Origin of the sequence: Amycolatopsis sp. NPDC051061 (genome assembly GCF_040682935.1) — a bacterium.
In the GTDB taxonomy this organism is placed as follows: Bacteria; Actinomycetota; Actinomycetes; order Mycobacteriales; family Pseudonocardiaceae; genus Amycolatopsis.
The window spans coordinates 19449-44573 of sequence record NZ_JBFBBZ010000034.1; the positions used below are offsets into that span (position 1 = coordinate 19449).

Genomic DNA, 25125 nt, shown 5'->3' on the forward strand with positions numbered 1-25125 from the left:
GGATGGGACGCGCGGCGAGGACGATCCACCGGATCAGGGACAAGGCGATGGGCTCCGATCCGGGTCTGACGCGGCTGTGGAGCGCGGTTTCGGCCGCCGTCGCCATGACGACCGGCCTCGCCGTCTTGTACGGCTACGCGACACTGACCGGAGCCGGGCCGCAAGCCACCCTGGTCGCTGTCCTGCTCGGCGCCATCACCGCGATGATGGGGTCGATGGCCCTGTCCGGCACCGCGGTGTGGCCCAAGGTGCGGACCGCGGCACTGTTCCCCGTGGCCATGGGGCTCGGGATGCTGGTCGGCGTCCTGGTCGCCCCGCACACCGACCTGATGCTCGCGGTGTTCGTCGTCGTGATGTTCGCCGCCGTGTTCGTCCGGCGGTTCGGCATCCCGTTCTTCTTCTACGGCTTCATGGTCTGGATGGGCTACTTCTTCGCCGCGTTCCTGCACGCCACCCTCGACGGCCTGCCCGCCATGCTCGTCGCCGTCGTCATCGCGAGCGTCTGGGTGCTGCTGCTGTCGCTGACGGTGCTGCGCGGCCACCCGGGCCGCACCCTCGCCCGCACGCGCCGCGCGTTCGGCGCCCGGGCCCGCACGGTCGTCCGGCGCTGCGCCACCCTGCTCGAAGACGGCCGGTCGGTGCGGCGGGTCCACGCGGCGCAGGCCCGGCTCGCCGAGTCCGCGCTGATGATCGAGGCGTGGTCGGCCGAAGTGCCCGTGCTGCCGGACGCCGTCCCGCCGGCGGCGATCCGGCGCACGACCATCGACGCGCAGCTCGCGATCGACCTGCTCGTCACCGCCTGCACCCAGCTGGCCGCCGAGCCGGACCGGGACCTCGGCCAGAGCGCGGCGCGCGTGCTCGACCTGTTCGCCCGCAACGACTACGCCGCCGCCGGGCGCGCCGCCGAAGCGCTGCTGGCGCACGCGGGCACCTCCCCCGCCCGGCTGGTGGCCGTGGCGGTCACCGACTACCTCGGCGTCGTCCGCCGCGCCGACCGCGACGGGCTCGCCGAAACCGCCGACTTCGAACCGCCGTGACGATCGCGCTGGGCGCGCTGCCGGGTTCGGCCGCCGCGGCCGGCGACGTCGAACCCCGCGGCCGGGCGTGGAACCCGTTGCGCCGCCTGGACTTCACCACCCGCCAGGCCGTGCAGGTCGCCGTGGCCGGCGGGCTCGCCATCGTGCTCGGACGGCTGCTGTCCGAGCAGCGCTACTACTGGGCAGTGATCGCCGCGTTCGTCGCGTTCACCGGCACGGCGACCCGCTCGGAGGTGTTCCTCAAGTCCGTCAACCGCGTGCTGGGCACGCTGGTCGGCCTCGGCGCCGGCATCGCGCTCGCCCACCTGACCGCCGGGAACACCACAGCGGTGCTCGTGGTCATCGTCGGCAGCATGTTCTGCGGCTTCTACCTGCAGCGCCTGTCCTACGCCTACATGATCTTCTTCGTCGCGAGCGCTCGCCGACGTCGCGACCGCGGTCGCCGACCCCGGCGAGCGGGATCCGGCCGCCCTGCTCGGCCTCGCCGAAGTCACGCTTTCCCTGCACTGCTCCCGCGCGGACGCGCCCGTGCTGCTCGAGCTGATCCACCTGCGGCGGCTCCTGCACGAGATCGCCACCGGCGAGGAACCCGGTCAGCTCGCCGAGCCCGCCGCACCGTGCGTCACCGAAATCCACGGCCGCGTCCACGGTTCGGGCGGCGCACCCCTGCCCGGAGCGAGCCTGACCCTCGTCGACGCCCACGGCCGGCAGACCGCCCGGGCGACGTCGACGGCCGGCGGCGCGTTCACGCTGGAAGCCCCGCGCGCGGGCTCGTACGTCCTGATCACCACGGCGGACGGGCACGCCCCGGCCGCTTCGACGGTGCCGGCCCGCGGACGGCCGGCGGTGCAGGACATCTGGCTGGCGATGGCCCGGCCGCAGCCCCCCTCGGCACTTCGCCCGTGCCACCGCCGCGACGTCCGGACGCCCTTCACCGGCTGACGGCGCCGAGAACGAAGTCCACCAGCCGGCCCGCATAGTCGGTCAGGCCGGCGGCGACCTGGGGCCGCAGGTGGGCCGGGGTCGCCAAGGCGTGGTTGAGGCAGCCACCGACGACGGCGTCCAGCAGCAGGGTGACGCTGGTGTCGCGGTGCAGCTCACCGCGCGCGATGCCGCGCCGGACGATCGACCGCGCGGCAAGCACCTCCGCCTGCCGCAGCCGGGCCACGCGCTCGGCGACGCCGGGGATCCGGTCGGCCTCCAGCAGCAGCCGGGTGGTCGCCCGGCCCGACTCGCCGAAGAACGCGGTCAGCAGCTGCTCCGCGAGCCGGACCAGGTCCTCGCGCACCGAGCCGGTGTCGATGTCGGCGACCGGCGTGATCCGCGCTTCCAGGCAGCCGGTCAGCAGTTCCTTCTTGTTCGGCCAGCGCAGGTAGATCGACGCCTTGCCGACTCCGGCGCGGCGGGCCACGGAGTCGACGGTGAACCGGCCCCAGCCGTCCTCGCCGAAGACCTCCGCGGCCGCGCGCAGAACCCGCCGGTCGACCTCGGGATCGCGCGGGCGACCGGCGATCGCGGCCTCGCCCGTCATGCGCCTCACCTCGTCCCGGCCCGATCATTGCTGAACGGAATTCGGTCAGTATAGGGTCGGGTGATTACTGGACGCACCTTGTTCAGTATCTCGTGGGGAGGTGCGCGATGGCGGTCGATCCGGGGATCGAGGTGCTCGGGATCGAGCAGCGGGCGGCGTGGCTGGCGCGGCGGCCGCCGCCGGTGGAGAAGCTGCCGGGCGGGCTGTGGTCGGTGCCGGTGCCGATTCCGGACAACCCGTTGCGCTACACGCTGTCCTACCTCGTGCCCGCCGACGACGGCTTGGTCGTCGTCGACCCCGGCTGGGACACCGACGAAGGCTGGACGGCCCTGCTCGGCGGGCTCGCGACCGCCGGCGCGTCGACCGCCGACGTCGCCGGGATCGTGACCACGCACGTCCACCCCGACCACCACGGGCTGTCCGGCCGCCTGCGCGCCGAATCCGGCGCGTGGATCGGCATGCACCCGGCCGAACGCGACACGCTACCCCAGCGCCGGCGCGACGAACACGGCGACACCCGGACCGAAATCACGACGTGGCTGCGCGGCTGCGGAGCGCCCGAGGCGGAGATCGCCGACCTGCTCGGCACGCTCGAGCGCGCCCCGCGCCCGGCCGGCGAACTCCCCGAACCCGACGTCCTGCTGGAGGACGGCGACCTCGTCCCGGTGCGCGGCCGCCGGTTGCGGGCCGTGTGGACGCCCGGGCACACCCCCGGCCACCTGTGCTTGCAGGAGCCCGACGCTCAGCTGCTGCTCACCGGCGACCACGTGCTGCCCCGGATCACCCCGGCGATCGGTTCGTGGCCGGGCGCCGCCGAGCCACCCCTGGGGCAGTTCCTCCGCTCGTTGGAGCGGACCGCGACCTTCGACGACCACGACGCGCTGCCCGCGCACGAGTACCGCTTCCGCGGGCTCGCCCGGCGCAGCGAAGGACTGCGCGAACACCACGAGCGGCGATGCGCGGAAATCCTCGCCGTCGTCGGCGAGCACGGGCGGCCGACGCCGTGGGAGATCGCCACGCGGCTGACGTGGTCACGGCCGTGGCCGGAGATCGGTTACATGCGGCTGAGCGCGGTGGCCGAGACCGTCGCGCACATCGAGTACCTCGCCGACCGGGGACGCCTCGCGTGGCCCGGGTACGGCGCTTCTCCCGCGCGAGTGACCCGGACCGACTCATAGTTGTACATGCTAACTATGCAACTTCGCCCATAGTACACAATCCACCACCGTGCGCGTTGGACATTCACATAGCCCAGTGATACAAGTTGAACCATGGACGACGTCGCGGACGCACTGGATGAGATGGCCGGTCTTGTCCTCCGGCACCTGACCGGCCGGGAAGGCCTGTCGATCACGGCTCTGGCGTCACTGGCCCGGCTTCAGCGCGAAGGCCCGCTCCGCCTGACCACGCTCGCCACGGCGGAAGCGGTCAGCCAGCCGTCGATGAGCCAGCTCGTCCAGCGCCTGGAGCGCCACGGGCTCGTGTCCCGGATCAGCGACCCGGAGGACGGGCGCGCGTCCCTGGTCGCGCTCACCGAACCCGGCCGCGCGCTGCTCGCGGCCCGGCGCGACGACCGCCACCGGCGCCTCGCCGAACTGCTGGCGGCCTTGCCCGAAGAAGACGCGGCGGCGCTGCGGCTGGCCATGAACGTGGCGTTGCCGGTGGTCCGCCGGCTCGTCGACGCCGCCCGCGACCCCAGTTCCCAGCCCGCCGGAGCCTGACCACCACCCGGTTCGCGCCGGGTTTCGCCATGCCCGCACCCCGTCACCGAACGTAGGCGACCGCCTACGGAAAGGGAGAGCCATGACCACCACGCTCGAGTCCCTGCCGGAATACCCCGCGCCGCGGGCGAAGGGCTGCCCGTTCGACCCCTCGCCCGAGATCCGCGGGCTGCAGAAAACCGCGCCGCTCACCCGGATCAAGCTGTGGGACGGCAGCACACCGTGGCTGGTCACCCGGCACGAAGACGTGCGCGCCCTGCTGTCCGACCGGCGGGTGAGCGCCGATCCCACCCGGGACGGCTACCCGAGCTCGAGCCCGGCCATGGTGGCCCGGCGCACCCAGGCGCGCACGTTCATCTCCATGGACGACCCGGACCACGCACGCCTGCGGCGGATGGTGACCGCGCCGTTCGCCATCAAGCGGATCGAGGCGCTGCGGCCCGCCGTCCAGCGCGTCGTGGACCAGCTGCTCGACGACCTGCTCGCCGGCCCGAAACCCGTGGACCTGGTGCAGGCCTTCGCGCTCCCGGTGCCGTCGCTGGTCATCTGCGAGCTGCTCGGCGTGCCCTACGCCGACCACGGCTTCTTCCAGGAGAACAGCCGGCTCCTCGTCAAGCGCGACGCCGGCCCGGCGGAATCGGTGGCCGCGCAGCAGCGCCTCATCGGCTACCTCGACGACCTCATCGGCCGCAAGCTCGCCGAACCCGCCGACGACTTGCTCTCCGACCTCGCCGCCCGGCGCGTCCGCACCGGTGAGCTGACTCGGCGCGACGCCGCGGCGATGGGCATGCTCCTGCTCGTCGCCGGGCACGAAACCACCGCCAACATGATCGCCCTGGGCACGGCGGCCCTGCTCCGGCACCCGGACCAGCTGACGGCGCTGCGCGAGACCGACGACCCGAAACTGGTCGCCGGGGCGGTCGAGGAGCTGCTGCGCTACCTCACCATCGTCCACATGGGACGCCGGCGGGTGGCGCTCGACGACATCGAGTACGGCGGCGAGACGATCCGCGCCGGCGAAGGCATCGTGCTCGCCGGCGAAGTCGGCAACCGCGACCCCGCGGTCTTCGCCGACCCCGACAAGCTCGACATCACGCGCGACGCCCGCCGGCACGTCGCCTTCGGCGTGCACCAGTGCCTCGGGCAGCCGCTCGCCCGGGTGGAACTGCAGGTCGCCTACTCGACCCTCTTCCGCCGCATCCCGGCGTTGAGCCTCGCCACCGGCATCGACGAACTCCCCTTCAAGCACGACGGCCAGGTCTACGGCGTCTACGAACTGCCCGTCACCTGGTAGCCCGACCGTCCACAGAGGAGCCCGTGAAGGTGAGCATCGACCAGGACGCCTGCGTCGCGTCCGGGCAGTGCGTGCTCGCCGCCGCCGACGTCCGGGAAGCGGCCGCGATCTGCCCCGCGCCGGCCATCCGGATCGAGGAATGAGTCCCCGGCGGGTGGTCGTGGCCGGCGCTTCGGCCGCCGGCCTGACCACCGCCGAAAACCTGCGCAAACGCGGCTACGACGGCGAACTGACTCTGGTCGGCGACGAAACCCACCTGCCCGGGCACCTGGGAGCCCGAGCGGATCGGGTTGCGCGGCGAAGACGTCCTGGCCGGTCCCGTACTTCTGGACCGGCCAGGACGACACCAAGAAGGCCGCTGGCCGGAGGCAGGCGCCGTCACCGGGTGGGCGTCGCCGACCCGATGATCAGCGGGTGGACCACCGACGGCATCCCGCGCCAGCGCGCCGTGCTCAGCTCCTCGATGTCGAACCGCTGCTTGACGAGCGCGACGGTGTCGCGGTCGCAGCGGCACCCCTGCGCGAACGCCGCCCACGGCCCCGCCAGCCGCGTTTGCCGGCGCGCCCGCTTCGGGTCCTCGGCGCGCACGTGCTCGCAGAACAGCAGCCGACCGCCGGGCCGCAGCACCCGCACGAGCTCGGCCAGCACGCGATCGACGTCGGGCACCGTGCAGAGGACCAGCGTCGACACCACCGTGTCGACGCTGGCGTCCGCCATCGGCAGCGCGTCGGCCTGCGCTCGCTCGGACCGCACGCCGGCTCGGCCGCGCAGCCGTTTTTCGAGCCGCCGGTACATCGCCGGGACGGGCTCGGTGAGCACGACCCGCGCCGACGCCGGGTAGTGCGGGACGTTGAGCCCGGTCCCCGCCCCGATCTCGACCACCTGCCCGTGCGCACGCCGCAGCAGCTCCGCGCGCCGGCCGGTCATGCCCAGCCGCTCCCCCCGGCGCAGGAACGGTTCGTACAGCGCCGCCCCGAACCGTTCCCCGAGCCCGTCCCTGTCTTTTCCGGCCATCGTTACTCCTTCGCCCTGCCGATGGGAGGCAGTCCACCAGCCACCGCCCGGCCGTCGCATCGCCTGCCCGTGCCATTGCGCGCGCTGGCCGGAACGGGCCACGGCTTACGCTCGGGGGATGCCGGGGCCGGACCAAGTCGTGCGTTTCACCGCCGCGGGCGACCGCCCGGTCGCCTGGGCCGCCCTCGGCGCGGGACCGCCCCTCGTCGTCGGGGGCTGGTGGTGCGGGCACCTCGAGCTGGACTGGCGGAACCCGCTGTTCCGCCGGTTCGCCGAGCTGTTCGCCGACCGGTTCACGCTCGTCCGCTACGACCGGCCCGGCGTCGGCATGTCCGACCCCGCCGGCCCGCTGATCACCTCGCTGGCCGACGAAGTGGCGGCGTTGAGCGCGGTCGTCGACGCGGCCGGGGAGAAGGTGAGCCTGTTCGGCGGCTCGTCCGGAGGCTGCGCCGCGATGGCGTACGCGGCGGCCCACCCGGAGCGGGTGGAGCGCCTCGTCCTGTACGGCAGCTACGCCCGCGGCGCCGAGATCGCCACGGCGGAAGCGCGGGATTCCCTGCTGGCGCTCGTCGGGCGCCATTGGGGCGTGGGCTCCCGGGTCCTCGCCGACCTGTTCCTGCCGACGGCGACCGCGGCGGAGCGCGACGAGTTCGTCCGCTTCCAGCGCGCCGCCCTGACCGCGGAGCAGGCGGTGCGCTCGCTGGAGGCGGTGTACGCGTTCGACGTCCGGGACCGGCTGGCGGCGATCGAGGTCCCGACCCTCGTGCTGCACCGCCGCGACGACCGCGCGATCCCGTTCGCCCTGGGCCGCGACGTCGCCACCCGCATCCCGGGCGCCGGCTTCGTCCCGCTCGACGGCCCCGACCACCTGCCCTGGCGCGGGGACGCGGAATCGCTCGCCCACGCCGTGCGGGAGTTCCTCGGCGCCGGCCGTCGAGCCCGCCGGAACGGCTCGCCGCACCCCGACCTCTCCGAGCGCGAACTCGAGGTGCTGCGCCTGGTCGCGCAAGGGTTGAGCGATCAGGAGATCGCGCACCGGCTCGGGATCAGCGCCCACACGGCGCACCGCCACGTGTCGAACATCCGCGGCAAGCTCGGCGTGTCCTCACGAGCCGCGGCCGCCGCGCACGCCGCCACCGCCGGACTGCTCTGACCGGCCGTCAGGCGCCGGTCGGCGGCGCGCTCATCGCCGCCGCCAGGAACGTGATCGCCCAGCGCCGGGCCGCCTCGCCCGCCACCGGGGACGAGCACCCCGGGACGTCCTGGTTGTAGACCTCGACGCGGTCCACGGCCGTCACGGCGAGGACCCCCCGGATCCGGAACCACAGCTCCTCCGCGGACAGGCCGGGTAGTGCGCGCCCGAACGCGGCCAGGTAGCGGTCGCGGACCGCGTCGTCGGCCGGGCCGGTCCAGTCGCGCATCTCCTCGGCCGGGTCGCCGATGATCCGCACGATCAGCCGGGACGTGCGGGCGCCGCCTTCGTCGCCGGCCGGCATCTCGTCGAACAGCGGCCCCGCGAACGCTTCCACCAGGTCGGTGACCGTCGGGTCCGGTGTCCGGGCGAGCAGCCGGTCGAGCCCGGCGCGCTGCGCGGCGGTGATCGGCTCGATCACGCGGCGGACGACCGCGACCAGGAGCCCCGCCTTCGACCCGAAGTGGTACCCGACGGCGGCCAGGTTCGCTCCGGCCAGGTCGGTGATCGCGCGGATCGAGGTGCCGCGGAACCCGCGTTCGGCGAAGAGGCGTTCCGCCGCGTCGAGCAGCTGGGTGCGGGTGTCGGGTGACGCCATGCGTGCCTACTATACATACGTATGATTCAAACGAACGTATGAATGAGGGTTGCCATGAAACTGCTCGTGTACGGCGCCGGGGTCACCGGCACCCCGTTCGCCGCCCGGCTGCACGAGGCCGGGCACGACGTCTCGCTCCTCGCCCGCGGCGAGCGCCTGGCCGCCCTGCGCCGGCACGGCGTGCGGCTCGCCGAGGGGACCGGCCAGGTCGTCCGGCGAGTACCGGTGCCGGTGGTCGAGCACCCGGCCGGCGGGTACGACCTGATCGCCGTCTTCGTGCGCGCCCACCAGGTGGACGCGGTGCTGCCGTCGCTCGCCGGTCTCGACGGCGACGTGCTGTTCCTGCACCAGTGGGCGGCCGGCCCGGCGCCGCTCGGCGCGGTGATCGGCCCCGAGCGCGTGCTGCTCGGGTTCCCCGTGTTCGCCGGCACGATGGACGGCGACGTGGTCCGCCTCCGCCCGGCCACCTTCCTGACCCGCCTGAGCCCGATGCCGATCGGCGAACCCGACGGCCGCACCACCCCGCGGCTGGACCGGATCGTGCGAGCGGTGCGCACCGCCGGGATCAACGCCAGGGCCGAGCCGCGGATGGACGCCTGGCTCAAGACGCACGCCGCGTTCGCGGTGCCGCTCGAGCAGGCGGCGCACGCGGCGGGCGGCCCGGCGGCACTGGCCGGCGACCCGGCCGCGGTCCGCCGCATGGTCCGTCTCATGCGGCAGCACCTGGCCGCCCTGCCGACGCCGCCGGTCCCCCGCGGGTTCGTCGCGCTGCGGACGCTGCCGGAAGGGCTGCTGGTGGCGATGTTGCGGCGCTTCTTGCGAGGTTCGACGGCCGCGCACAGCGGACTCGCGAGCGCCTCGCCGGCGGCCGCGGCCGAGCTCGAGCGGATGGCCGAGCAGCTGCGTGCTCAGGCGAGGATCCGGTAAATGAGCGGATCGGGTTCCCGACACGCTCATTGATGCGCTTCGTCACCACTTCTTCGTCCCCGCCATCGCGCTATCGGTGCCTCAGCCCACCGAAGAAGGTTCGATGCGTATGCCCGTGGTCGTCCGGCGAACGCCGAGGTGGCGGTCGACGTCCGAGGAGAGTGGTCCTGTGCGTTGCGCGAGCAGAACACGGGTGTCGTAGTCGGCGGCGGAACTCTGCGCAACACGGCCGAGTCCATGGTCAAGGGCTGGCTCGCCGTGGATTTCCTTCTACGGGGCCGAAGTGTGCAAGACCGTCGCCCAGCAGCTGTTCGGCCGGACCGCCTCCGGTTTCGCACCGGGTCGAGGAGCGGGCGGTCCGGGATCCGGAATCGCCGCTACGAACAGCTCGGCCGAGCGATGCCACCGTCGGCCGGCCAGGGCCGGGCTCCGCTCATCAAGCCGATCATGCCCGCCACCAGCCGCATCTGGTCCACCGTGCGGATGTCGGCCTCCACCAGCTTGGCCGAGCACACCAGGACCGCCAGGACCTGAGCCCGCGACAGGGCGACGTTCAACCGGTTGCGGGACAACAGGAAGTCGAGCCCGCGGGGCAGGTCGAGCGCCGACGACGACGTCATGGTCGTGATCACCACCGGCGCCTCCTGCCCCTGGAAGCGGTCGACCGTGCCCACCCGCACACCCGGGAAGCCGGCGTCCGCCAACGCCCTCGTCACCGTCCGCGCCTGCAAGTTGTACGGGGCCACCACGACGATGTCGGTGTCGGCCAGCGGGCGGCTCGAGCCGTGGTCCGTCCACAGGCGACCGTTCAGCGACGCCACGATGTCGACGACCGCCGCGGCTTCCTCCACCGAGCGGGTCGTGTTGCCGTGGTGGTCGACCTCGGCCAGGTAGAGCCCGGCGGGGATGTCCTCGAGGGCGCGCTCGGCGGCCGACGGGTGGGCACGCAGGCGGCCCGCGTAGGACAGCTTCGACACCGGCTCGCACACCGCGGGGTGCATGCGCCGCGTCTCGTCGAGGAAGTAGCCCAGCGCCGCCGGCATGATGTCGGCCTCGCCGATCAGGTGGCCCAGCGCCGACGCCTCCGCGCCCGCCGGGTGGGTCCCCTGCACCACCTGCGGGAGCTGCTGCGGGTCGCCCAGCAGCAGCAGGTTCTTCGCGCACATCGACACCGCGAGCGCGTCGGCCAGGGCGAACTGGCCGGCCTCGTCGATGATCAGCAGGTCGAACGGTTCCTCGCGGATCGCGGCGTTGGCGAACGTCCACGCCGTGCCGCCGACCAAGTGCCCGGTGTCGTGCTCCTCGCGCCACTTCGCCAGCGCCGGGTTGCTCTTCGGCTGGTCCCACGGCGCGGCCGGATCCGGGGTCCGCTTCGCGCGCTTGGCGCACGGCAGCTCCGGCGCGCTCTTCTTCGCCGCGCTCAGCACGTTCTCCACGGCCTTGTGGCTCGTGGAGGTGACGGCGACGGTGCGGCCGGCCCGCACGAGGCGGGCGATCAGCTTCCCGGCCAGGAACGTCTTGCCCGCCCCCGGCGGTCCCTGCACCGCCAGCGTCGAGCCGTCGAGGGCTTCGACCGCGTCGATGACCGCGGCGATCAGGTCCGTCCCCGGCTCCGGCAGCGCCGCTCCACCGCGCAGCCGAGGCGGAGTCCGGCGGAGCAGGTCGACGCCGGGGTGGCGCGGCAGCGCCGGGAGCGCGTCGACGACGAACTGCGCGAGATCCGCGACCGCCTCGTCCTTGGGCGAGGGTCGCACCGGGCTGCCCGGCAGCACCGCGGACGGCCGCTCGGCGGTGGCGGCGTCGGGCGGGCAGCTCTCCTCCAGGGTCAGCTCCACCGCCGACGCGGCCGCGACCTTGGCGTCGCGGGTGCCGCCGTCGTAGCGCAGCCGCACCTCGTCGCCCGGCGCGAACGGGTGCGGCCGGTCCGGGTCGCACGCCAGGACCAGGGTCCGCTTCGCGGTGCGGACGCGCCCGGCCGGGGGAACCCACTCCCCCGCTTCCAGGGACACCGGCACGGTGCACGAGGTGTCGACCTCGAGGTCGCCGAGCGGGGCGGCCAGCTGGCGGAAGTACTCCCACCATGCGGGGTTGGTCTCGCGGCGGTGGTAGCCGACCGCCGCGGCCAGCAGCGCGCGGGCCCGCTCGTCGCCGGTGAACTCGCCCGGGTCGTCCGGCAGCCCGTCGAGCAGCGGGTCGACCAGCGCGGCCAGTCGCGCGGCCCGTTCGGCCCGGCGCTCGGCGGCGACGTCCTCCTCGGCCTGACGCAGCAACGCGTCCTCGGGCGACTCCTCCGCCGGGGCCGCGAGTGCGATGCCGGCGTCGGTCCGGACCTGGTGGAGGAACTCGGACAGCCGCAGCGCCGAGACGCAGTCTTCCTCGCTGTCCCCGGCGATGCCGCGCAGGAACTCCTCCGCGCGGTCCGGCTCGGCGGACCGCGCCAGCACCAGGTACTCCTCGTACGCCTCGACGTCCGACAGCGCGGTCTTCACGTCACCCTCACGGGTGCCGGGCCGGTAGAGCGGCTCGAGGTGCCGGATCGCATAGGACCGCTGCGAGACCCGCAACGCCTTGCGGACCACCGTGTGCAGGTCCACCAGCGCGCCCCCGCGCAGCAGCTGGTCGACGGTCTCCTCGCGGGTGCCGTGCACGGCCGCGAGCCGCTTGATCGCGGTGACCTCGTACGGGCCGTAGTGGTAGACGTGCGAGCCGGGGTGCTCGGCGACCCGCGCGGCGGCGAAGTCCACGAACTCCTCGAAGGCTCGCTTCTCCTGGGCGCGGCTGTGCGCCCAGAACGGCGTGAACCGCCGGTCGCCGCCCGGGGTGAGCGCACCGAAGAGGAACTCCAGCCCTTCGCCCGCCAGGGCGTGCGGATCACCCGCGAGATCGGCGAAGACGTCGCCCGGCGCGGGCGCCGGCAGCGCGGCGAGGACGTCGGGGTCGACGACCTCGTAGCTGACCTCGCCGGTCGTGTCCTGCCGCACCTGGAGCGCGGCCTGCGCCCGCAGGGTGGTGAACGCGGTGGCGGACAGGTCCCGCGGCCGGTCGCCCGGCGTCGCCGCCGCGAGCGCCTCGATGGAGCCCAGCCCGGCGGCAGCCAGTTTCCGGCGCTGGTCGCCGCGCATCCCGGCCACCAGGAGGAGGTCGCGGTCGGCTTCGCGGCCCGACGCGCAGTGGCGGGCGAAGCCGCAACCGGCGCAGGCCGGGCGTTCGTCGGCCCACAGCGTCGCCGGCAGCGCCGGCGGGCGGTCGCGCAGCCGGGCCCGCAACCGGTCGACCAGGGGCCGGAAGTCCTCGACCGCCAACGTCCGGGTGCCGCCGTCGCCCAGGCGCAGGTGCACGTGCGGGCCGGTCGGCCAGCCGGCCCGGCGCAGCGCGTCCGCGAAGGCGATCAGCCGGACCACCGCGGCGGGCTTCGCCTGCCGGGCCGGCTCGGCGTCGTAGACCTCGTAGCGGCCTTCGCCGTCTTGGATCAGGAAGTCCGCCACGCCGGAGAACGCCTCGTCGTGCAGGACGGCCTGGTGGATCACGGTTGCGCCCGACCACAAGGCCGCGGCGGTGGTCTCGGCGGCGGCGACGCGGTCCCGGGTGTCGATCTCGAAGACGTCGTGGCCTTCACCACGCAGGCGGGCGAGCATCGCCGCGCCGGCCGCACGCCCGCGCCGGGCGGCGCCCGGGTCGGCGACGGGCCGCGGTGCGCCCGGCAGGCCGGCGGCCTGGTTCAGGACGCTGCGGTGTTCGCATTCGAGCAGGTCGGCGAGATCGGCTGGGGTGTGCATCGCCAGGCAGTCTGACACGGCCGTACACCCGGTCGGAGCAGACCGGCCCGGACACGCCGGGCGTCAGGACGAGGCTTCGTCCAGCATCGCGGCCTCGAGCGCCACCAAGATCTCCGCGGTCGCTTTCGGGTCGCCGAGGGAGCGGCCGGTGGCCGACTCGATCCGGCGCAGCCGGTGGCGGACCGTGTTGGGGTGGCAGAACAGGATCGCCGCGGCGTCCGACGCCGATCCCTTGCTGTCCCGCCACGCGGCGAGGGTGTCGAGCAGGACCTTGGACTGCTCGGCGGGCAAATCGAGGATCGGCCCGAGCACGGCCTGGCGGACTCGCCGCATCGCATCGGGCGCGCTGACCGCCGCGACGGCCAGCGGGAAGTCGTCGAACTTCGTGACGTGCGGGGTGCCGGCGACGGTGCTCGCCAACGCGATCCGCGCGAAGCGCAGCGCGGCCGCCGTCTCGGCCAGCGTGAGGTAGGGCGGGCTGATGCCGATCCGGCTGCGCGCCGACGCGGTGAGCGTCGCGGTGAGGGGGTGCAGGTCGGCGTCGTTCTCGAAGCGCACGATCCCGATCTGGGCGTCCGGCGTCAGCCGCCAGGCCGAGCCGATGCGGCGGACCCGCAGGCGGTTCTCGATGCCGGGCAACGCTTCCTGGGCCAGGTGCACCGATTCCGCCGCGACCACGACGAAGGGTCCGCGTTTGGGCAGGCGGAGCACGTCCGCCACGTCCCACACGGACGTCTCGTGCAGCGGCCGCCCTTCCAGGAGGGCGCCGACCAGGGCCGACCGCTCGCCCTCGTTGCGCAGCACCAGTGCCATCGTCGACTCGCGGTGCGCGGCGGCCATCTCCTCGGCGAAGGTGTCGTGTGCGGACCAGAGGTCCGACGCCGCGTCCACCAGCGCCTGGTCGGAGACCTGTTCCCGCGCGCGGGCCTGCCGCACGAGGCTGTGCCAGATCCGGCTGAACAGGACACGGAACGCCGCCATGACGACCGACAGCGGCACCCCCTGCTCGGCTCGCAGAGCGCCGGTCGCGCGGGCGGCCGAAACGTCGGCGAGCTCGTCCTCGCGCAACGACCGGAGGACGTACTCGAGGTTGCCTCGCACGGACTGCCTGAGGTCGTCGGCCGCGACGACGCCGTGGATGGCGTAGAACTCGACGCGGGCCTCGATCGCGGACGCGATCTCGTCGGCGAACTCGTCGATGCTGCCCAGCAGCCGCCCGGCGAGGGCCACGAGCGCCGGATCCGGGCCGCCCGTGGCCTCGCGTCGCGTCACCAGCGCAGCTTATCGAGGGGTGAGGCAAGAGGGCGCGTACGCCGGCGTCGTGGGGCCTCGGGCACCGCTACGTCATGAAGGGCATCCACCTGGCTCCTACGTCCATGAGGGTGCCCTGCATGGACATACGACCTTTGCCCTTCCCCTCAATGGTTCTTGCTCGCGGCGACGATCAGCTCGATCGTCTCGGCCGGCTTGCTGATCATCGCCACGTGGGAAGCGGCGACCTCGACCGTGTGCGCCCCGGCGCGCTTCGCCATGACCCGCTCGGCCTCCGGCGGGATCGTCAGGTCGTCGGTGGCGACGAGGTACCAGCTCGGGATGGTCCGCCAACCGGGCACCCCGGAGGGGGTGGCCAGGCAGGAGAGCGCGAACCCGCGCTGGGCGGCCGCCATGAAGGCGGCGAGGTCGGCGTCCAGGTCGGCGCAGAACAACCGGTGGAAGTACACCGGGTCCACGTAGCCGTCGGCGTCACCGTCGGGCGCCCCCGCGTAGGGACGCCGAACCAGGCGCCCGCCGAGATCGGTCGTGCCACCGCCCAGCTCGAAGGTCTCCGCCAACGTCTCGCCCTCGTCCGGTGCGAACGCGGCGATGTAGACCAGCGCCCGCACGTTCGGGGTGCCCGCACTCGCGTTGGTGATCACGCAGCCGCCGTACGAGTGGCCGACGAGCACGACGTCACCCTCGATCGTCGACACGAAGTCCCTGACGTAGCAGGCGTCGGAGGCGACCCCGCGCAAGGGGTTGGCCGGTGCGAAGACCGGGTGCCCGCGCTCACGCAGGCCATCGGCCACCGCCTGCCAGCCCGAAGCGTCGGCGAACGCGCCGTGGACCAGGACGACGGTGGGTAGTGCGGAAGCGGCCATGACGAGCCTCGTTCCTGTGCGGGGTGAAGGATTTGCCGTCCTTCACCGTGCAGCAGGACACCCGCACGAGCGATGTTCCCGGCCAACTCGAACGCGACCGATTGTTGTCCCCGCGGACAACCCGCGGGGTCACCGCCGGTTCGCGCAGGCGATGCAGATCCGCGTCGCCGGCAGGGCCGTGAGCCGGCCTTCGGCGATCGGGCCGCCGCAGCGTTCGCAGACGTCGTACACGCCGGCGCGCACCCGCTCCGCGGCTTGGCCGAGCGCGGCCAGTTCGTCTTGGGCTTGGCGCAGCAGTGCCTGCACCTGCGCTCGTTCGAACGCGATGGTCGAGCCTTCCGGATCGTGCTCGTCGTCGGCGCTGGAGAACTCCGATGCCGCCACGATGTCGTCCCGCTGCCGCGTCAGCGCCGCGGCCAATCGAGCGGTCTCGGCCCGGGCCCGCTCGATCAGCTCCGTCGCGGCACGCTCGTCCACAGCGGCCAGGCTACCCGGGGCGCGTGGTCAGGACCTGATGAACGCCAGCAGGTCGGCGTTGACCGTGCCGGCGTGGGTGGTCGGCCTGCCGTGCGGGAAGCCCGGGTAGGCGTACGGGACCCGCGCCCAGGATCCGGTCCGTCTCGCGGTCGACCACGAACTTCATCAGGCCACGGGTGTCGCCGACGATCTTCGCCGCGGCATCCCGGCGATGTCCGCCACGGCCTTCTCGACGACCTTCACCGGCAGTCCCCGGTCGACGGCTTCGCGCTCGGTGAGGCCGACGCGCGAGAGCGCCGCCAGCAGCTCGCCCATCACCACGAAAGTGTCCAGGGAGGACCTGGCACGTGCCGCGCGCGACAGGCCACGATTAGTCATGATTTATGACTATCATAGATTTGGACTACACGGCGGATCGCAGACTGAGGAGTTGACGATGTCGGTCATCGAGCTGACCACCTTCACCGTGGCGCCGGAGAACACCGAGGCGATGCTGGCCGCGCGCCCGGGCATGGTGGCGGCGTTCCGCGAGGACCGGCGCGGCTTCCTCGCCGCCCGCCTGGTCCGCCTCGACGAGCGGACGTGGCTGGACTTCGTCGAGTGGACCGACGACGCCGCGTGGGACGAGTCGAAGGCCAAGGGTGCGAACCGGCCCGCGATCGGGGCCTTCTTCGCCACGATCGGCACGCTGGTCGGCGCCGAGCGCGGCGTGCGCTACGACGACGCCGAAGACGGCGCCCGCCGGGTCCGCACCATCGCCTACGGCCCCGAGCCGTCGCAGGTCGGCGAGCTGTACCTGCCCGAGGGCGACGGCCCGTTCCCCGTCGTGGCCGTGCTCCACGGCGGCTACTGGACCGCGATGTGGGACCGCCGTCAGATCACCGACGTCGCCGACGACCTCGTCGCCCGCGGCTACGCGGTGTGGAACGTCGAGTACCGCCGGATCGGGGAGCCGGGCGGCGGCTGGCCCGGCACCTTCCTCGACGTGGCCGCGGCGATCGACGCCCTCGACGGCCTGGACCCGGCGCTCGACACCGGCCGCGTCGTGCTCCTCGGTCACTCGGCCGGCGCCCACCTGGCCACGTGGGCGGCCCACCGCGGCGTGCTCCCGGCCGAGGCCCCCGGCGCCCACCCGAAGGTCACCCCGATCGGCCTGGTCGAGCTGGCCGGCGCGCTGGACCTGACGGCGGCCGACGCGGCGGGCTTCGGCAAGGGCCTCGCCGATCCGGCCGCCGAGCCGCCGAAGGGCGCACCCGAGCCCGCCCGGCCCGAAGCGTGGGCGGGCGTCGCGGCCGTCGTCGGCGAGGGGATCGTGCCGCTGCTGGTGAACGGGCACTTCGCGTGGACGTCACCGCTGGAGCTGGCGGGCGCGGGTGTCCCGGTGCTCGCCGTGCACGGCACCGCCGACGAGGCCGTGCCCGCCGGGTGGAGCCGCCGCTACGCCGAGAAGATCACCGCCGAGGGCGGCCGCGCCCGGTACGTCGAGGTCGAAGGCGGCACGCACTTCGACGTCGTCCGGCCGGGCCACCCGGTCTGGGCGGAAGTCACCGGATTCATCCACGAAACCGTTACGGGACAGGAAAAAGCGTGAACCACGAAGAGGTCTTCGAGCAGGCGTGGGCAGCGCCGGAAACGACGTCGGTGGAGCTGCCGGCGATCCCGGTCAACGAAGTCCTGCGCGAGCGCTACGACGTGCGGCCGCCGTTCGCCTACACCGGCACGCGGCTGTGGGACATGGAGGTCCGCAAGGCCGCGGCACCGGAGGACCTCGGGCGTGAACTCGTGCGCCGGCCGAGCTGATCGACCGAGCGCGGGATCCCGCCCGGTCCGGCAAAGTCGGTGACCGGGTCCGGCTCGGCGGTGTTCCGGTGGCATCGGCGGGCGCGGTGGCGTCTTGAATGACTCATTCAAGACTTTTGCGGGCCTTCCAGCTTGGCCCGGATCCGCTCGGCATCCGGGTGGTCGAGCCGGTCGAGGATCACCAAAGCGTCCTCCCACGCCGCACGAGCGAGGTCCGCGTGCCCGGCGGTCTCGTGGGTGTCGCCCAGATGGGACAAGGTGATCGCCTCTTCGCGATATTCGCTGAGATCCTGGTACAGGTCGATGGCGTGCCGGTAGCAAGCGACGGCTTCGGCGTGGTCACCGAGGTGGTGGTGGGCGTAGCCCAGGCTGTCCCACGTCAAGGCTTGCCCCCGGCGGTTGCCGAGCTCCCGGAGCAGGGTGAGGGCCTGCCCGCAAGCGACGAGGGCCTGCTCGTGGTCCCCCAGCAGGGCATGGCACCAGCCGACCGTGGCGAGGGTTTCGGCTTCACCGCGCCGGTTCCCGGCCGACCGGAACAGCGTCAACGCCCGCCGGGCGTGGTCGAGGGCCTCGTCGTGGCGGCCTTGCCGCTCGAACGCCAGGGTGACGTTGTGGTGGGTCTGGGCTTGCGCCGATCGGTCGCCGGTCCGGCCGTAGATGTCGAGGGCCTGCCGCAGGTGGAGGTGGGCGTCGTCGAGCCGGCCCAGCTGCGTGCAGGCGCGGCCGAGGATGCGATGGGCGCAGGCCGCCAAGGAGGGAGCACCCAGCCTTGCGGCCGCGGCCAGCGCGACGTGCTGGGTCGCGGCGTAGTCGTGCCAATGGCCCTGCCGGTCGAGGAAGTCGGCCATGGTCCAGGCGAGTTGCCAGGCGTGCGTGTCCCAGCCGGTCGCGGCGGCGTGGTCGAGAGCGGCGAGCAGCACGGCGTGCTCGGTGGTGAACCAGTCCAGCGCGCGCACGTGGCCGGCGACGGCTTCGGGCCGCACACCCGGCTGCGGAGGAAGCAGGGCGGCCGGGATCGGATCCCGTTCCGGGCGCAGCACCCGGGCGGCCGCGTGGGCGGTGTGCACGTAGTGGTCCAGCGTCCGGTGGAGCGCGGTGTCGCGCTGCTCGCCGGCGTCGACGAGCTGGGCCTGTTCGGTCGCGTAGGCACGCAGCAGGTCGTGGAAGGTGTACCGGCCGGGGGCGTGCTCGACGATCAGGTGGGCCTGGGCCAGCTCGGCCAGCAACCTCCGGGCCCCCGCCCGGGAAAGGCCCGCGAGACTGGCCGCCGCCGGCTCGCCGAGATCGGGGCCGGGGTGCAGGCCGAGCAACCGGAACAACCGGGCCGCCGCGGGGCCCAGCTGCCGGTAGGACCACGAGAACACCGCTCGCGCGTCGGTCGCCGGGTCCACGCCGGCGAACTCGTTCAGGCCACCTCGGGTCCCGCGCAGCTCGCCGGCGAGCGCGGCCAGCTCGAATCCGGCGTGGGTGGCGGCGCGGGCGGCCACGATCGCCAAGGCGAGCGGCAGCCGCGCGCACGAGGTGATGATCTCGTTCACCGCCCGGGGTTCGGCCGCGACCCGGCCGGCACCGAGGCGCCCGGCCAGCAGCTGACGCGCTTCGGCGACCGGCAGCAGGTCCAGCGGCAGCGGGTGGGCGCCCTCGGCGACCAGGCCGATGAGCTGGCTGCGGCTGGTCACCACCACCACGCAGCCGGACGCCCCCGGCAGGAGCGGCCGGACCTGCTCCGCGTCGCGCGCGTTGTCCAGCACCACCAGCACCCGCCGCCCGGCCAGCAAGCTCCGGTACAGGCCGACCTGGGCGTCGAAACCGGTCGGGATCCGCTCCGCCGGCACCTCGAACGCATCGAGGAAGCCGCGAACGGCCTCGGCGGGGGCCACCGGCGATCCGGTCGGGTCGAAGCCCCGCAGGTTCACGTACAGCTGGCCGTCGGGGAACTCGGTACGGACGCGGTGGGCCCAGCGCACCGCCAGCGCGGTCTTGCCGACTCCGGCGGTTCCGGACACCGCGGAGATGACCGCCGTGGCCGGGCGGTCGCCGGTCGTCTCGAGCAGGCCGTCCAGCTGCCGCAGGTGATCGCCGCGGCCCGCGAACCCGAACGTGTCCGGCGGGAGTTGCGCGGGGCCGGCCACCACTTTCGCGGTCGGGAGCACGGAATCCGGTCCGGCCGGTGGCAGGCCGCCGTCCAGGATCGCCCGGTGCAGCGAACGGAGTTCGGGGCCGGGGTCGGCGCCCAGCTCGTCGGCCAGCCGTTGCCGGATGGCGGTGTACCGGTCGAGGGCCTCCGCACTTCGCCCCACCGCGCACAGGGAGCGCATCAGGAGGGCCTCGAGGGGTTCGGCCAGCGGGTACTCCGCGACCAGCTCGGGCAAGGCGGCGAGCACCGCCGCGGGCCGGCCGAGGCGGAGCGTGAGCTGGGCCCACAGGACCACCGCGTCCAGCCGTTGCCGGGACCAGCTGTCCCGCACCCGGGCGACCCACTCTCCCGGGAGACCGGCCAGCGGAGGCCCGCGCCACAGCCCCAGTGCCTCACCGAGCGCGACGGCCCGGCCGTCGTCGTCGCGCCGGGAGTCGCGGCCCTCGCCGGCCAGCCGCCGAAACCGGTGCAGGTCCACCAGTCCGGCGTCGATGTCCAGCACGTAACCGGCGTGGCGGCGCTCGACGCGCACCGCCGGACCGCCCTGGCGCAGAAGCCGGCGGATCCGGCTCAGGTACGAGTACAAGACGTTGCGCGCTTCGGCGGGTGGCGAGTCGTCCCAGACCCGGTCGATCAGCGTCTCGATGGTGACGGGTCGTCCCGCGTCCACGGCGAGAGCGGCGAGCACCACCTGCAGCCGTGGTGCTCCGACGTCCACGAGCCGGCCGTCCGCTCGCAGCTCCACCTCACCCAGCAGACGGAGCTCCATCAACCCACGCTCCCGGCTGTCCGATGCGCTGCCGAAACGGCCGAATCCCGACTCAATGCTGGCCCGTTCTCAAGGCCGGCGCAAGGTCGGCGAACAGGCTCGCGCCGGACCATCGGGGAACGGCGGGACCGTCCGCCGCCATTCACCAGGAGGAACGGATGACCCGGACATCCCTGCTCGCGAAACTCACCTTCCTGCCCGCCGTCGTGCTGGTAGCCGCCGGATTGACGGCCGTCCCGGCTTCTGCCGCGCCCGCTGAACACACCGCGAGCAGCACGGTTCGTCAGGTGGAGGATTCGTCTTTCCTCTTCAGCTACACCTTCAACGGTCACTTGAAAGTCGCCGGCGGTAATTTCACGATCGGGGGTGAGGTTTATCTGGCCGTGAAGCTGAACGACGGGACCGTGTGGTTCAGCACGCACGTGATCGCGCAACCGCATTCGATCACTCCGGGCGGCACCATCTACGTGGAAACGACGATCGCGGCCCCGTGCGCGCCGGGCGACAACGGTTACGCCCGGGCCTACGACTACGCCACCGGCGTGTGGTCGCCTCGGCTGCCGGTCGCCATCTGCCGGATCATCGAATGACCGACGCGGTCGTGGCCACGCTCGCGGGCTCCGTCACTCCTGACCCACGGGCAGGCCGAGGACGAGTTCGCGGGCGCGCTCGGCCAGCGGGGACAGCGTCCGGTCCGCCGGCCACGCCAGCCAGATCTCGCGCGGCGCGAGCGCGGGATCGAGCGGGTGGGCCGTGAGAACGTCGTCCTCCGGTCGCACCTCCATGGCCAGGCGGGGCAGCACGGCGATCCCGAGCCCGGCCCGCACCATCGAGAGCACCCCGCGGTTGTCCGCGGTGCGGAACACGATCCGCGGCGCGACGCCGGCCGCGACGTATTCGCGCTCCACCCGCGCCTGGTCGCAGATCGGCGGCTGGGCGACCATCGCGACGCCGTCCAGCGCGGCGAGCGGCACCGGCCCCGGCGGGAAGACGCCGCGGCGCGCGACCACCGCGTACGGGTCGATCAGGATCCGCGTCTGCTCGACGTCGCCGCCGACGCGACCGTCGAAGAACAGCAGATCGAGCTCGCCGATCCGCGGCACGGCGGACTCCTCTTCGAAGAGCCGGACGTCCGCCGCGGGCTGCTCGTCCCGCAGCCTCCGCACGACGGTGGGCAGCAGCGCGTTGGTGACGCTCTGGAACGTACCGATGTCGACCCGCCCCGCCCCGGCGCGGAACCGCTCGACCGCGTCTTCGGCGGCCGCGGCGCGGGCGAGCAGCTCGCGCCCGTGGTCCAGCACCAGGGTTCCGAGCGGCGTCAAGCGCACCGGCTTGGGGCCGCCCGGCCGGTCGAACACCGCGCCACCGACGGACTTCTCCAGCGCGGCGATCTGCTGGCTGACGGCGGACTGGGTGTAGCCGAGGCGCTCCGCCGCCCGGCCGAAAGTGCTCTCGACCGCGACGGCGTCGAGGGTGGCCAGGAGACGCAGGTCCAGCATCAGTACAGCTTATCGAATCGGTCAGATTTCATCGCTTTTCCCGATGGCTTCGCTTTCGTAGCGTTCTCGGCATGACCCCACAGCACGCGCTCTGGCTCCCGCTCTTCGACGCACTGGCCGACCCGGCGCTCGTCGCCCGCCTCGCCGCAGAGGCCGAAGAAGCGGGGTGGCACGGCTTCTTCGTCTGGGACCACCTCCGCTGGCGAGAGCCGGTGGCCGCCGCGGCGGACCCGTGGATCACCCTGGCCGCGATCGCCACCGCCACGTCGAGGCTGCGCTTCGGGCCGATGGTCAGCGCGATCACCCGCCGCCGCCCCGCCAAGCTCGCCCGCGAGACCGCGACCCTCGACCGCCTCGGCGACGGCCGGCTCACGCTCGGCGTCGGTCTCGGCAGCGACCGGTTCGGCGAGGAGTTCTCCCGCACCGGCGAGGAGTGCGACGACCGGGTGCGCGCCCGCATGCTCGACGAAGCTTTGGACGTCCTCGCGGCCGCGTGGTCCGGCGACGTCGTCCACCACCGCGGCGAGCACTACACAGTGGACGGAATCCGGTTCCTGCCGACGCCGGCGCGGCGGATTCCGGTGTGGGCGGCGGGCTTCCCCGGCAAGCTCCGCCCGATGCGCCGGGCCGCGCGCCTCGACGGCTACTTCCCGGTGAACCTCGGCTCACCCGGCCGGTTCGCCGAGGCCGTGGCCCAGGTCGAGGCGCTGCGCACCGGAACCGGGCCGTTCGACTACATCGCGGAGCTCGAACCCGGCCAGGACAGCGCGGCGTACGCGCGAGCGGGCGCGACGTGGCTGCTGACCGGCTTCGCACCCGAATCGCTTTCCGTCGACCAGGTGCGCGGAGTGCTGCGCGAAGGCCCCCGCTGAACCACCGGATACCCGGGCGGAAGCCGGCGGTGAGGACTCGGGCTCGCCGTTCAAGCAGCGGGGGGCGGACGCCCTGCGCGTCTACACGCGCGTCCGCCGGATGAGGGACGCCCGCCGCCGAACTCGGCGTCCCGGCCACCTTCACCGCGGCGGAGTTCTACCGCATCACGCCCTCCGACGTCCAGGGAGAAGCCTGACCCGGAAACGCTCAGCGGGTGTTGAGTTCGTCGTCCAGCGCCGCTTCCACCTTCGCCGCCGCGCGCACCAGCGCCCGGTGGGCCAGCGCCACGGCCGCCACCACGGCGAACACCGCGGCCATCGCCCACGCGTCACCGCCTTCGTCGGCCGGCACGACCGCCGTCGTGACCAGGGCGAACAGCAGCCACCGGTGGGGTATGGCCGGGCGGAGCCGCCCTCGGCCGGAGACGGGCTCGCGAGCGATCAGGGACATCGGACCATGAGCACCCACCGGCGACGACCTTTCGTCCGGGATCAGGCACGAGATGTGACAGATCACGAGTAGGAGATGACCCAACAGTCGTGAACTGCGCCATCGGAGTTACCAGATTCCGCCCCAGTAACCCATCGTGAGCGTGAATCCACTCGAACGAGTAAGTCGGAGTGGTGGCTTTCTCGTGACCCGACCCGGAATTACCACCACGCCAAAAACTTTTTCATATTCTGCGGGAGCCGTCCTGGACTGCCGGTGGAACAGCTGTACGGACTCGGTTCCCTACACGAGCCCGTACAGCTGCGGCTGTGGTGGCGGCGAGGACGGCGTGCGTCAGGATTTCCCGCCGCTCCCGTCAATGAACAATCACCGGCTCGCCGATCTGTGGCTGAGATTCCCGAATCTCCCCGGGGAAAACACCGGATCCCGGGAAACGCTCGATGAGGTGACGGTGCGAATGCGCTGCCGAGCAATCGGCCCCGCACTTCACCGGGAAATCCCGTCGCGGGCCGTCCGGTCATCCCGAGCAGAACTCCGTGTCCTGGAGCCATTCCTTTGCCCGCGCCACCGGACTTGCCGCCCGCGTGCCCGGCTCCCCCAGCTGACTCTTTCGCCATGGCAACTATTCCCGATAGCCTGCTGACACCGCCGACCGCCGCGCAAGGGAGCCCCGTGACTGCAGCAGGACACGCACCGGACCTATTGTCTCCGGAATTCGCCGCCGATCCGTACACCGCCTACGACGCCATGCTCGAGCATTCCCCGGTGACCTGGCACGAAGGGATGCAGAGCTACGTCATCTCGCGCTACGAGGACGTGTCCCGCGCCTTCAAGGAGGGCGTGTTCACCACCGAGAACTACGGCTGGCAGCTGGAACCGGTGCACGGCAGGACGATCTTGCAGATGAGCGGCCGGGAGCACGCGACCCGCCGGGCGCTGGTGGCCCCGGCGTTCCGGGGCAGCGAGCTGGAGCACAAGTTCCGCCCGGTGATCGAACGGAACTCCGCGCAGCTCATCGACACCTTCCGCGGCCGCGGCTCGGCCGACCTCGTCACCGACTACGCGCGCCACTTCCCGATCAACGTCATCGTCGACATGCTGGGCCTGGACCGGAGCGACCACGCGCGGTTCCAGCGCTGGTACATCGCGATCATCGCCTTCCTCGGCAACCTCAGCCAGGACGCGGAAGTCACCGCCGCCGGCCTCCGGACCCACGACGAGCTCGCCGCCTACATGATCCCGATCATCCGGGAACGCCGCGAAAACCCCGGTGACGACCTGCTTTCGACGCTCTGCGCCACCGAAGTGGACGGCACCACGATGAGCGACGAGGACATCAAGGCCTTCTGCAGCCTGCTGCTCGCCGCCGGCGGCGAGACGACCGACAAGGCGATCGCCAGCCTGTTCCGGAACCTGCTGGCCAACCCCGAGCAGCTCGCCGCCGTGCGCGCGGACCGCGGCCTGATCCCGAAGGCCTTCGCCGAAACCCTGCGCCACACCCCGCCGGTGCACATGATCATGCGGCAGCCGGCGGAGGACATCGAGATCGGCGGTCAGCGGATCCCGGCCGGCAGCACGGTGACCTGCCTCATCGGGGCCGCGAACCGCGACCCGCGGCGCTTCGCGAACCCCGGCGCGTTCGACATCTTCCGCACCGACCTGCCGGCCGAAACCGCTTTCTCGGCGGCGGCGAGCCACCTGTCCTTCGCCCTCGGCCGGCACTTCTGCGTCGGCGCGCTGCTGGCGAAGACCGAAATCGAGGTCGGCGTCAACCAGCTGCTCGACGCGATGCCGGACCTGCGGCTCGCCGAGGGCGCGGAGACGGCCGAGCAAGGCGTGTTCACCCGCGGGCCGGCGTCGCTGCCGGTGGTCTTCACCCCGGCGTAGCCACC

At 73.0% G+C, this 25125-nt stretch carries 23 protein-coding genes and 1 pseudogene; 13 read left to right on the forward strand and 11 right to left on the reverse strand.

The features are described 5' to 3' along the window. Positions 1 to 47 precede the first annotated feature (47 nt). The 3 genes and pseudogenes from AB0N03_RS35900 to AB0N03_RS35910 all read left to right on the forward strand — a co-directional run bounded on the left by AB0N03_RS35900 (position 48) and on the right by AB0N03_RS35910 (position 1979). Entirely contained in the window at positions 48 to 1037 is a 990-nt protein-coding gene (locus AB0N03_RS35900; RefSeq protein WP_364381443.1) for a hypothetical protein, read from the forward strand. A 185-nt stretch (positions 1038 to 1222) separates the two neighbouring features. Then, a pseudogene (locus tag AB0N03_RS35905) lies at positions 1223 to 1390 on the forward strand (hypothetical protein); the annotation flags it as partial. A 175-nt stretch (positions 1391 to 1565) separates the two neighbouring features. Next, positions 1566 to 1979, forward strand: coding sequence for a carboxypeptidase-like regulatory domain-containing protein (locus AB0N03_RS35910; protein ID WP_364381445.1), 414 nt, complete (start codon positions 1566 to 1568; stop codon positions 1977 to 1979). On the opposite strand, the gene AB0N03_RS35915 is transcribed toward AB0N03_RS35910, so the two are convergent. After that, positions 1969 to 2568, reverse strand: coding sequence for a TetR/AcrR family transcriptional regulator (locus AB0N03_RS35915; RefSeq protein WP_364381447.1), 600 nt, complete (start codon positions 2566 to 2568; stop codon positions 1969 to 1971). The genes AB0N03_RS35910 and AB0N03_RS35915 overlap by 11 nt on opposite strands. Positions 2569 to 2675: 107 nt before the next feature. Between AB0N03_RS35915 and AB0N03_RS35920 the strand changes: the two genes are divergently transcribed. From AB0N03_RS35920 to AB0N03_RS35930, 3 genes are all read left to right on the forward strand, one after another. After that, positions 2676 to 3746, forward strand: coding sequence for an MBL fold metallo-hydrolase (locus tag AB0N03_RS35920; RefSeq protein ID WP_364381450.1), 1071 nt, complete (start codon positions 2676 to 2678; stop codon positions 3744 to 3746). A 93-nt stretch (positions 3747 to 3839) separates the two neighbouring features. Further along, positions 3840 to 4289 carry a MarR family transcriptional regulator gene (locus tag AB0N03_RS35925; RefSeq protein WP_364381453.1) on the forward strand — a complete coding sequence of 150 codons (450 nt, stop codon included), beginning with the start codon at positions 3840 to 3842 and terminating at the stop codon, positions 4287 to 4289. 82 nt (positions 4290 to 4371) lie between these two features. Next, positions 4372 to 5583 (forward strand): cytochrome P450, encoded by a 1212-nt coding sequence (locus tag AB0N03_RS35930; RefSeq protein WP_364381456.1) that lies wholly within the window; start codon positions 4372 to 4374, stop codon positions 5581 to 5583. Between the two features lie 378 nt (positions 5584 to 5961). Here the strand turns inward: AB0N03_RS35930 and AB0N03_RS35935 are convergent, their stop codons facing one another. Then, positions 5962 to 6597: a class I SAM-dependent methyltransferase gene (locus tag AB0N03_RS35935; protein ID WP_364381459.1), complete on the reverse strand. Its 636-nt coding sequence runs from the start codon at positions 6595 to 6597 to the stop codon at positions 5962 to 5964. A gap of 118 nt (positions 6598 to 6715) precedes the next feature. Here AB0N03_RS35935 and AB0N03_RS35940 point away from each other — a divergent pair, with 118 nt between their 5' ends. Continuing rightward, positions 6716 to 7750: an alpha/beta fold hydrolase gene (locus AB0N03_RS35940; protein ID WP_364381467.1), complete on the forward strand. Its 1035-nt coding sequence runs from the start codon at positions 6716 to 6718 to the stop codon at positions 7748 to 7750. 7 nt (positions 7751 to 7757) lie between these two features. Here AB0N03_RS35940 and AB0N03_RS35945 read toward each other — a convergent pair whose 3' ends face one another. Then, positions 7758 to 8387: a TetR family transcriptional regulator gene (locus AB0N03_RS35945; RefSeq protein ID WP_364381470.1), complete on the reverse strand. Its 630-nt coding sequence runs from the start codon at positions 8385 to 8387 to the stop codon at positions 7758 to 7760. Between the two features lie 54 nt (positions 8388 to 8441). On the opposite strand from AB0N03_RS35945, the gene AB0N03_RS35950 reads away from it, so the two are divergent. Beyond that, positions 8442 to 9314, forward strand: coding sequence for a 2-dehydropantoate 2-reductase N-terminal domain-containing protein (locus AB0N03_RS35950; protein WP_364381473.1), 873 nt, complete (start codon positions 8442 to 8444; stop codon positions 9312 to 9314). Between the two features lie 377 nt (positions 9315 to 9691). Here AB0N03_RS35950 and AB0N03_RS35955 read toward each other — a convergent pair whose 3' ends face one another. From AB0N03_RS35955 to AB0N03_RS35975, 5 genes are all read right to left on the reverse strand, one after another. Continuing rightward, complete coding sequence (locus tag AB0N03_RS35955) at positions 9692 to 13090, reverse strand: TM0106 family RecB-like putative nuclease (RefSeq protein WP_364381476.1); 3399 nt, start codon at positions 13088 to 13090, stop codon at positions 9692 to 9694. A 63-nt stretch (positions 13091 to 13153) separates the two neighbouring features. Continuing rightward, the gene (locus AB0N03_RS35960) at positions 13154 to 14362 is read right to left on the reverse strand and encodes a helix-turn-helix domain-containing protein (protein WP_364381479.1); all 1209 of its coding nucleotides are present in this window, start codon (positions 14360 to 14362) and stop codon (positions 13154 to 13156) included. Positions 14363 to 14508: 146 nt separating this feature from the next. Further along, entirely contained in the window at positions 14509 to 15228 is a 720-nt protein-coding gene (locus AB0N03_RS35965; RefSeq protein ID WP_364381482.1) for an alpha/beta hydrolase, read from the reverse strand. A gap of 129 nt (positions 15229 to 15357) precedes the next feature. Further along, on the reverse strand, positions 15358 to 15705 hold the full coding sequence (locus AB0N03_RS35970) for a TraR/DksA C4-type zinc finger protein (protein ID WP_364381485.1): 348 nt from the start codon (positions 15703 to 15705) through the stop codon (positions 15358 to 15360). Positions 15706 to 15870: 165 nt separating this feature from the next. Next, positions 15871 to 16083, reverse strand: coding sequence for a hypothetical protein (locus AB0N03_RS35975; RefSeq protein ID WP_364381487.1), 213 nt, complete (start codon positions 16081 to 16083; stop codon positions 15871 to 15873). A gap of 58 nt (positions 16084 to 16141) precedes the next feature. Here AB0N03_RS35975 and AB0N03_RS35980 point away from each other — a divergent pair, with 58 nt between their 5' ends. Continuing rightward, entirely contained in the window at positions 16142 to 17296 is a 1155-nt protein-coding gene (locus AB0N03_RS35980; RefSeq protein ID WP_364381490.1) for an alpha/beta hydrolase fold domain-containing protein, read from the forward strand. Continuing rightward, positions 17293 to 17505 carry a hypothetical protein gene (locus tag AB0N03_RS35985; RefSeq protein WP_364381493.1) on the forward strand — a complete coding sequence of 71 codons (213 nt, stop codon included), beginning with the start codon at positions 17293 to 17295 and terminating at the stop codon, positions 17503 to 17505. The genes AB0N03_RS35980 and AB0N03_RS35985 overlap by 4 nt, the downstream gene beginning before the upstream one ends. 107 nt (positions 17506 to 17612) lie before the next feature. Here the strand turns inward: AB0N03_RS35985 and AB0N03_RS35990 are convergent, their stop codons facing one another. Beyond that, a complete protein-coding gene (locus tag AB0N03_RS35990) occupies positions 17613 to 20411 on the reverse strand; it encodes a BTAD domain-containing putative transcriptional regulator (protein ID WP_364381496.1) in 2799 nt (932 codons plus the stop codon). 158 nt (positions 20412 to 20569) lie between these two features. Between AB0N03_RS35990 and AB0N03_RS35995 the strand changes: the two genes are divergently transcribed. Beyond that, the gene (locus tag AB0N03_RS35995; RefSeq protein WP_364381499.1) at positions 20570 to 21001 is read left to right on the forward strand and encodes a hypothetical protein; all 432 of its coding nucleotides are present in this window, start codon (positions 20570 to 20572) and stop codon (positions 20999 to 21001) included. A 33-nt stretch (positions 21002 to 21034) separates the two neighbouring features. On the opposite strand, the gene AB0N03_RS36000 is transcribed toward AB0N03_RS35995, so the two are convergent. Continuing rightward, the gene (locus tag AB0N03_RS36000) at positions 21035 to 21910 is read right to left on the reverse strand and encodes a LysR family transcriptional regulator (RefSeq protein ID WP_364381502.1); all 876 of its coding nucleotides are present in this window, start codon (positions 21908 to 21910) and stop codon (positions 21035 to 21037) included. Positions 21911 to 21981: 71 nt separating this feature from the next. Between AB0N03_RS36000 and AB0N03_RS36005 the strand changes: the two genes are divergently transcribed. Then, entirely contained in the window at positions 21982 to 22782 is an 801-nt protein-coding gene (locus AB0N03_RS36005; RefSeq protein ID WP_364381505.1) for an LLM class flavin-dependent oxidoreductase, read from the forward strand. 208 nt (positions 22783 to 22990) lie between these two features. Here AB0N03_RS36005 and AB0N03_RS36010 read toward each other — a convergent pair whose 3' ends face one another. Further along, the gene (locus AB0N03_RS36010) at positions 22991 to 23233 is read right to left on the reverse strand and encodes a hypothetical protein (protein WP_364381508.1); all 243 of its coding nucleotides are present in this window, start codon (positions 23231 to 23233) and stop codon (positions 22991 to 22993) included. 672 nt (positions 23234 to 23905) lie between these two features. Here AB0N03_RS36010 and AB0N03_RS36015 point away from each other — a divergent pair. Further along, entirely contained in the window at positions 23906 to 25120 is a 1215-nt protein-coding gene (locus AB0N03_RS36015; protein ID WP_364381511.1) for a cytochrome P450, read from the forward strand. Positions 25121 to 25125 lie beyond the last annotated feature (5 nt).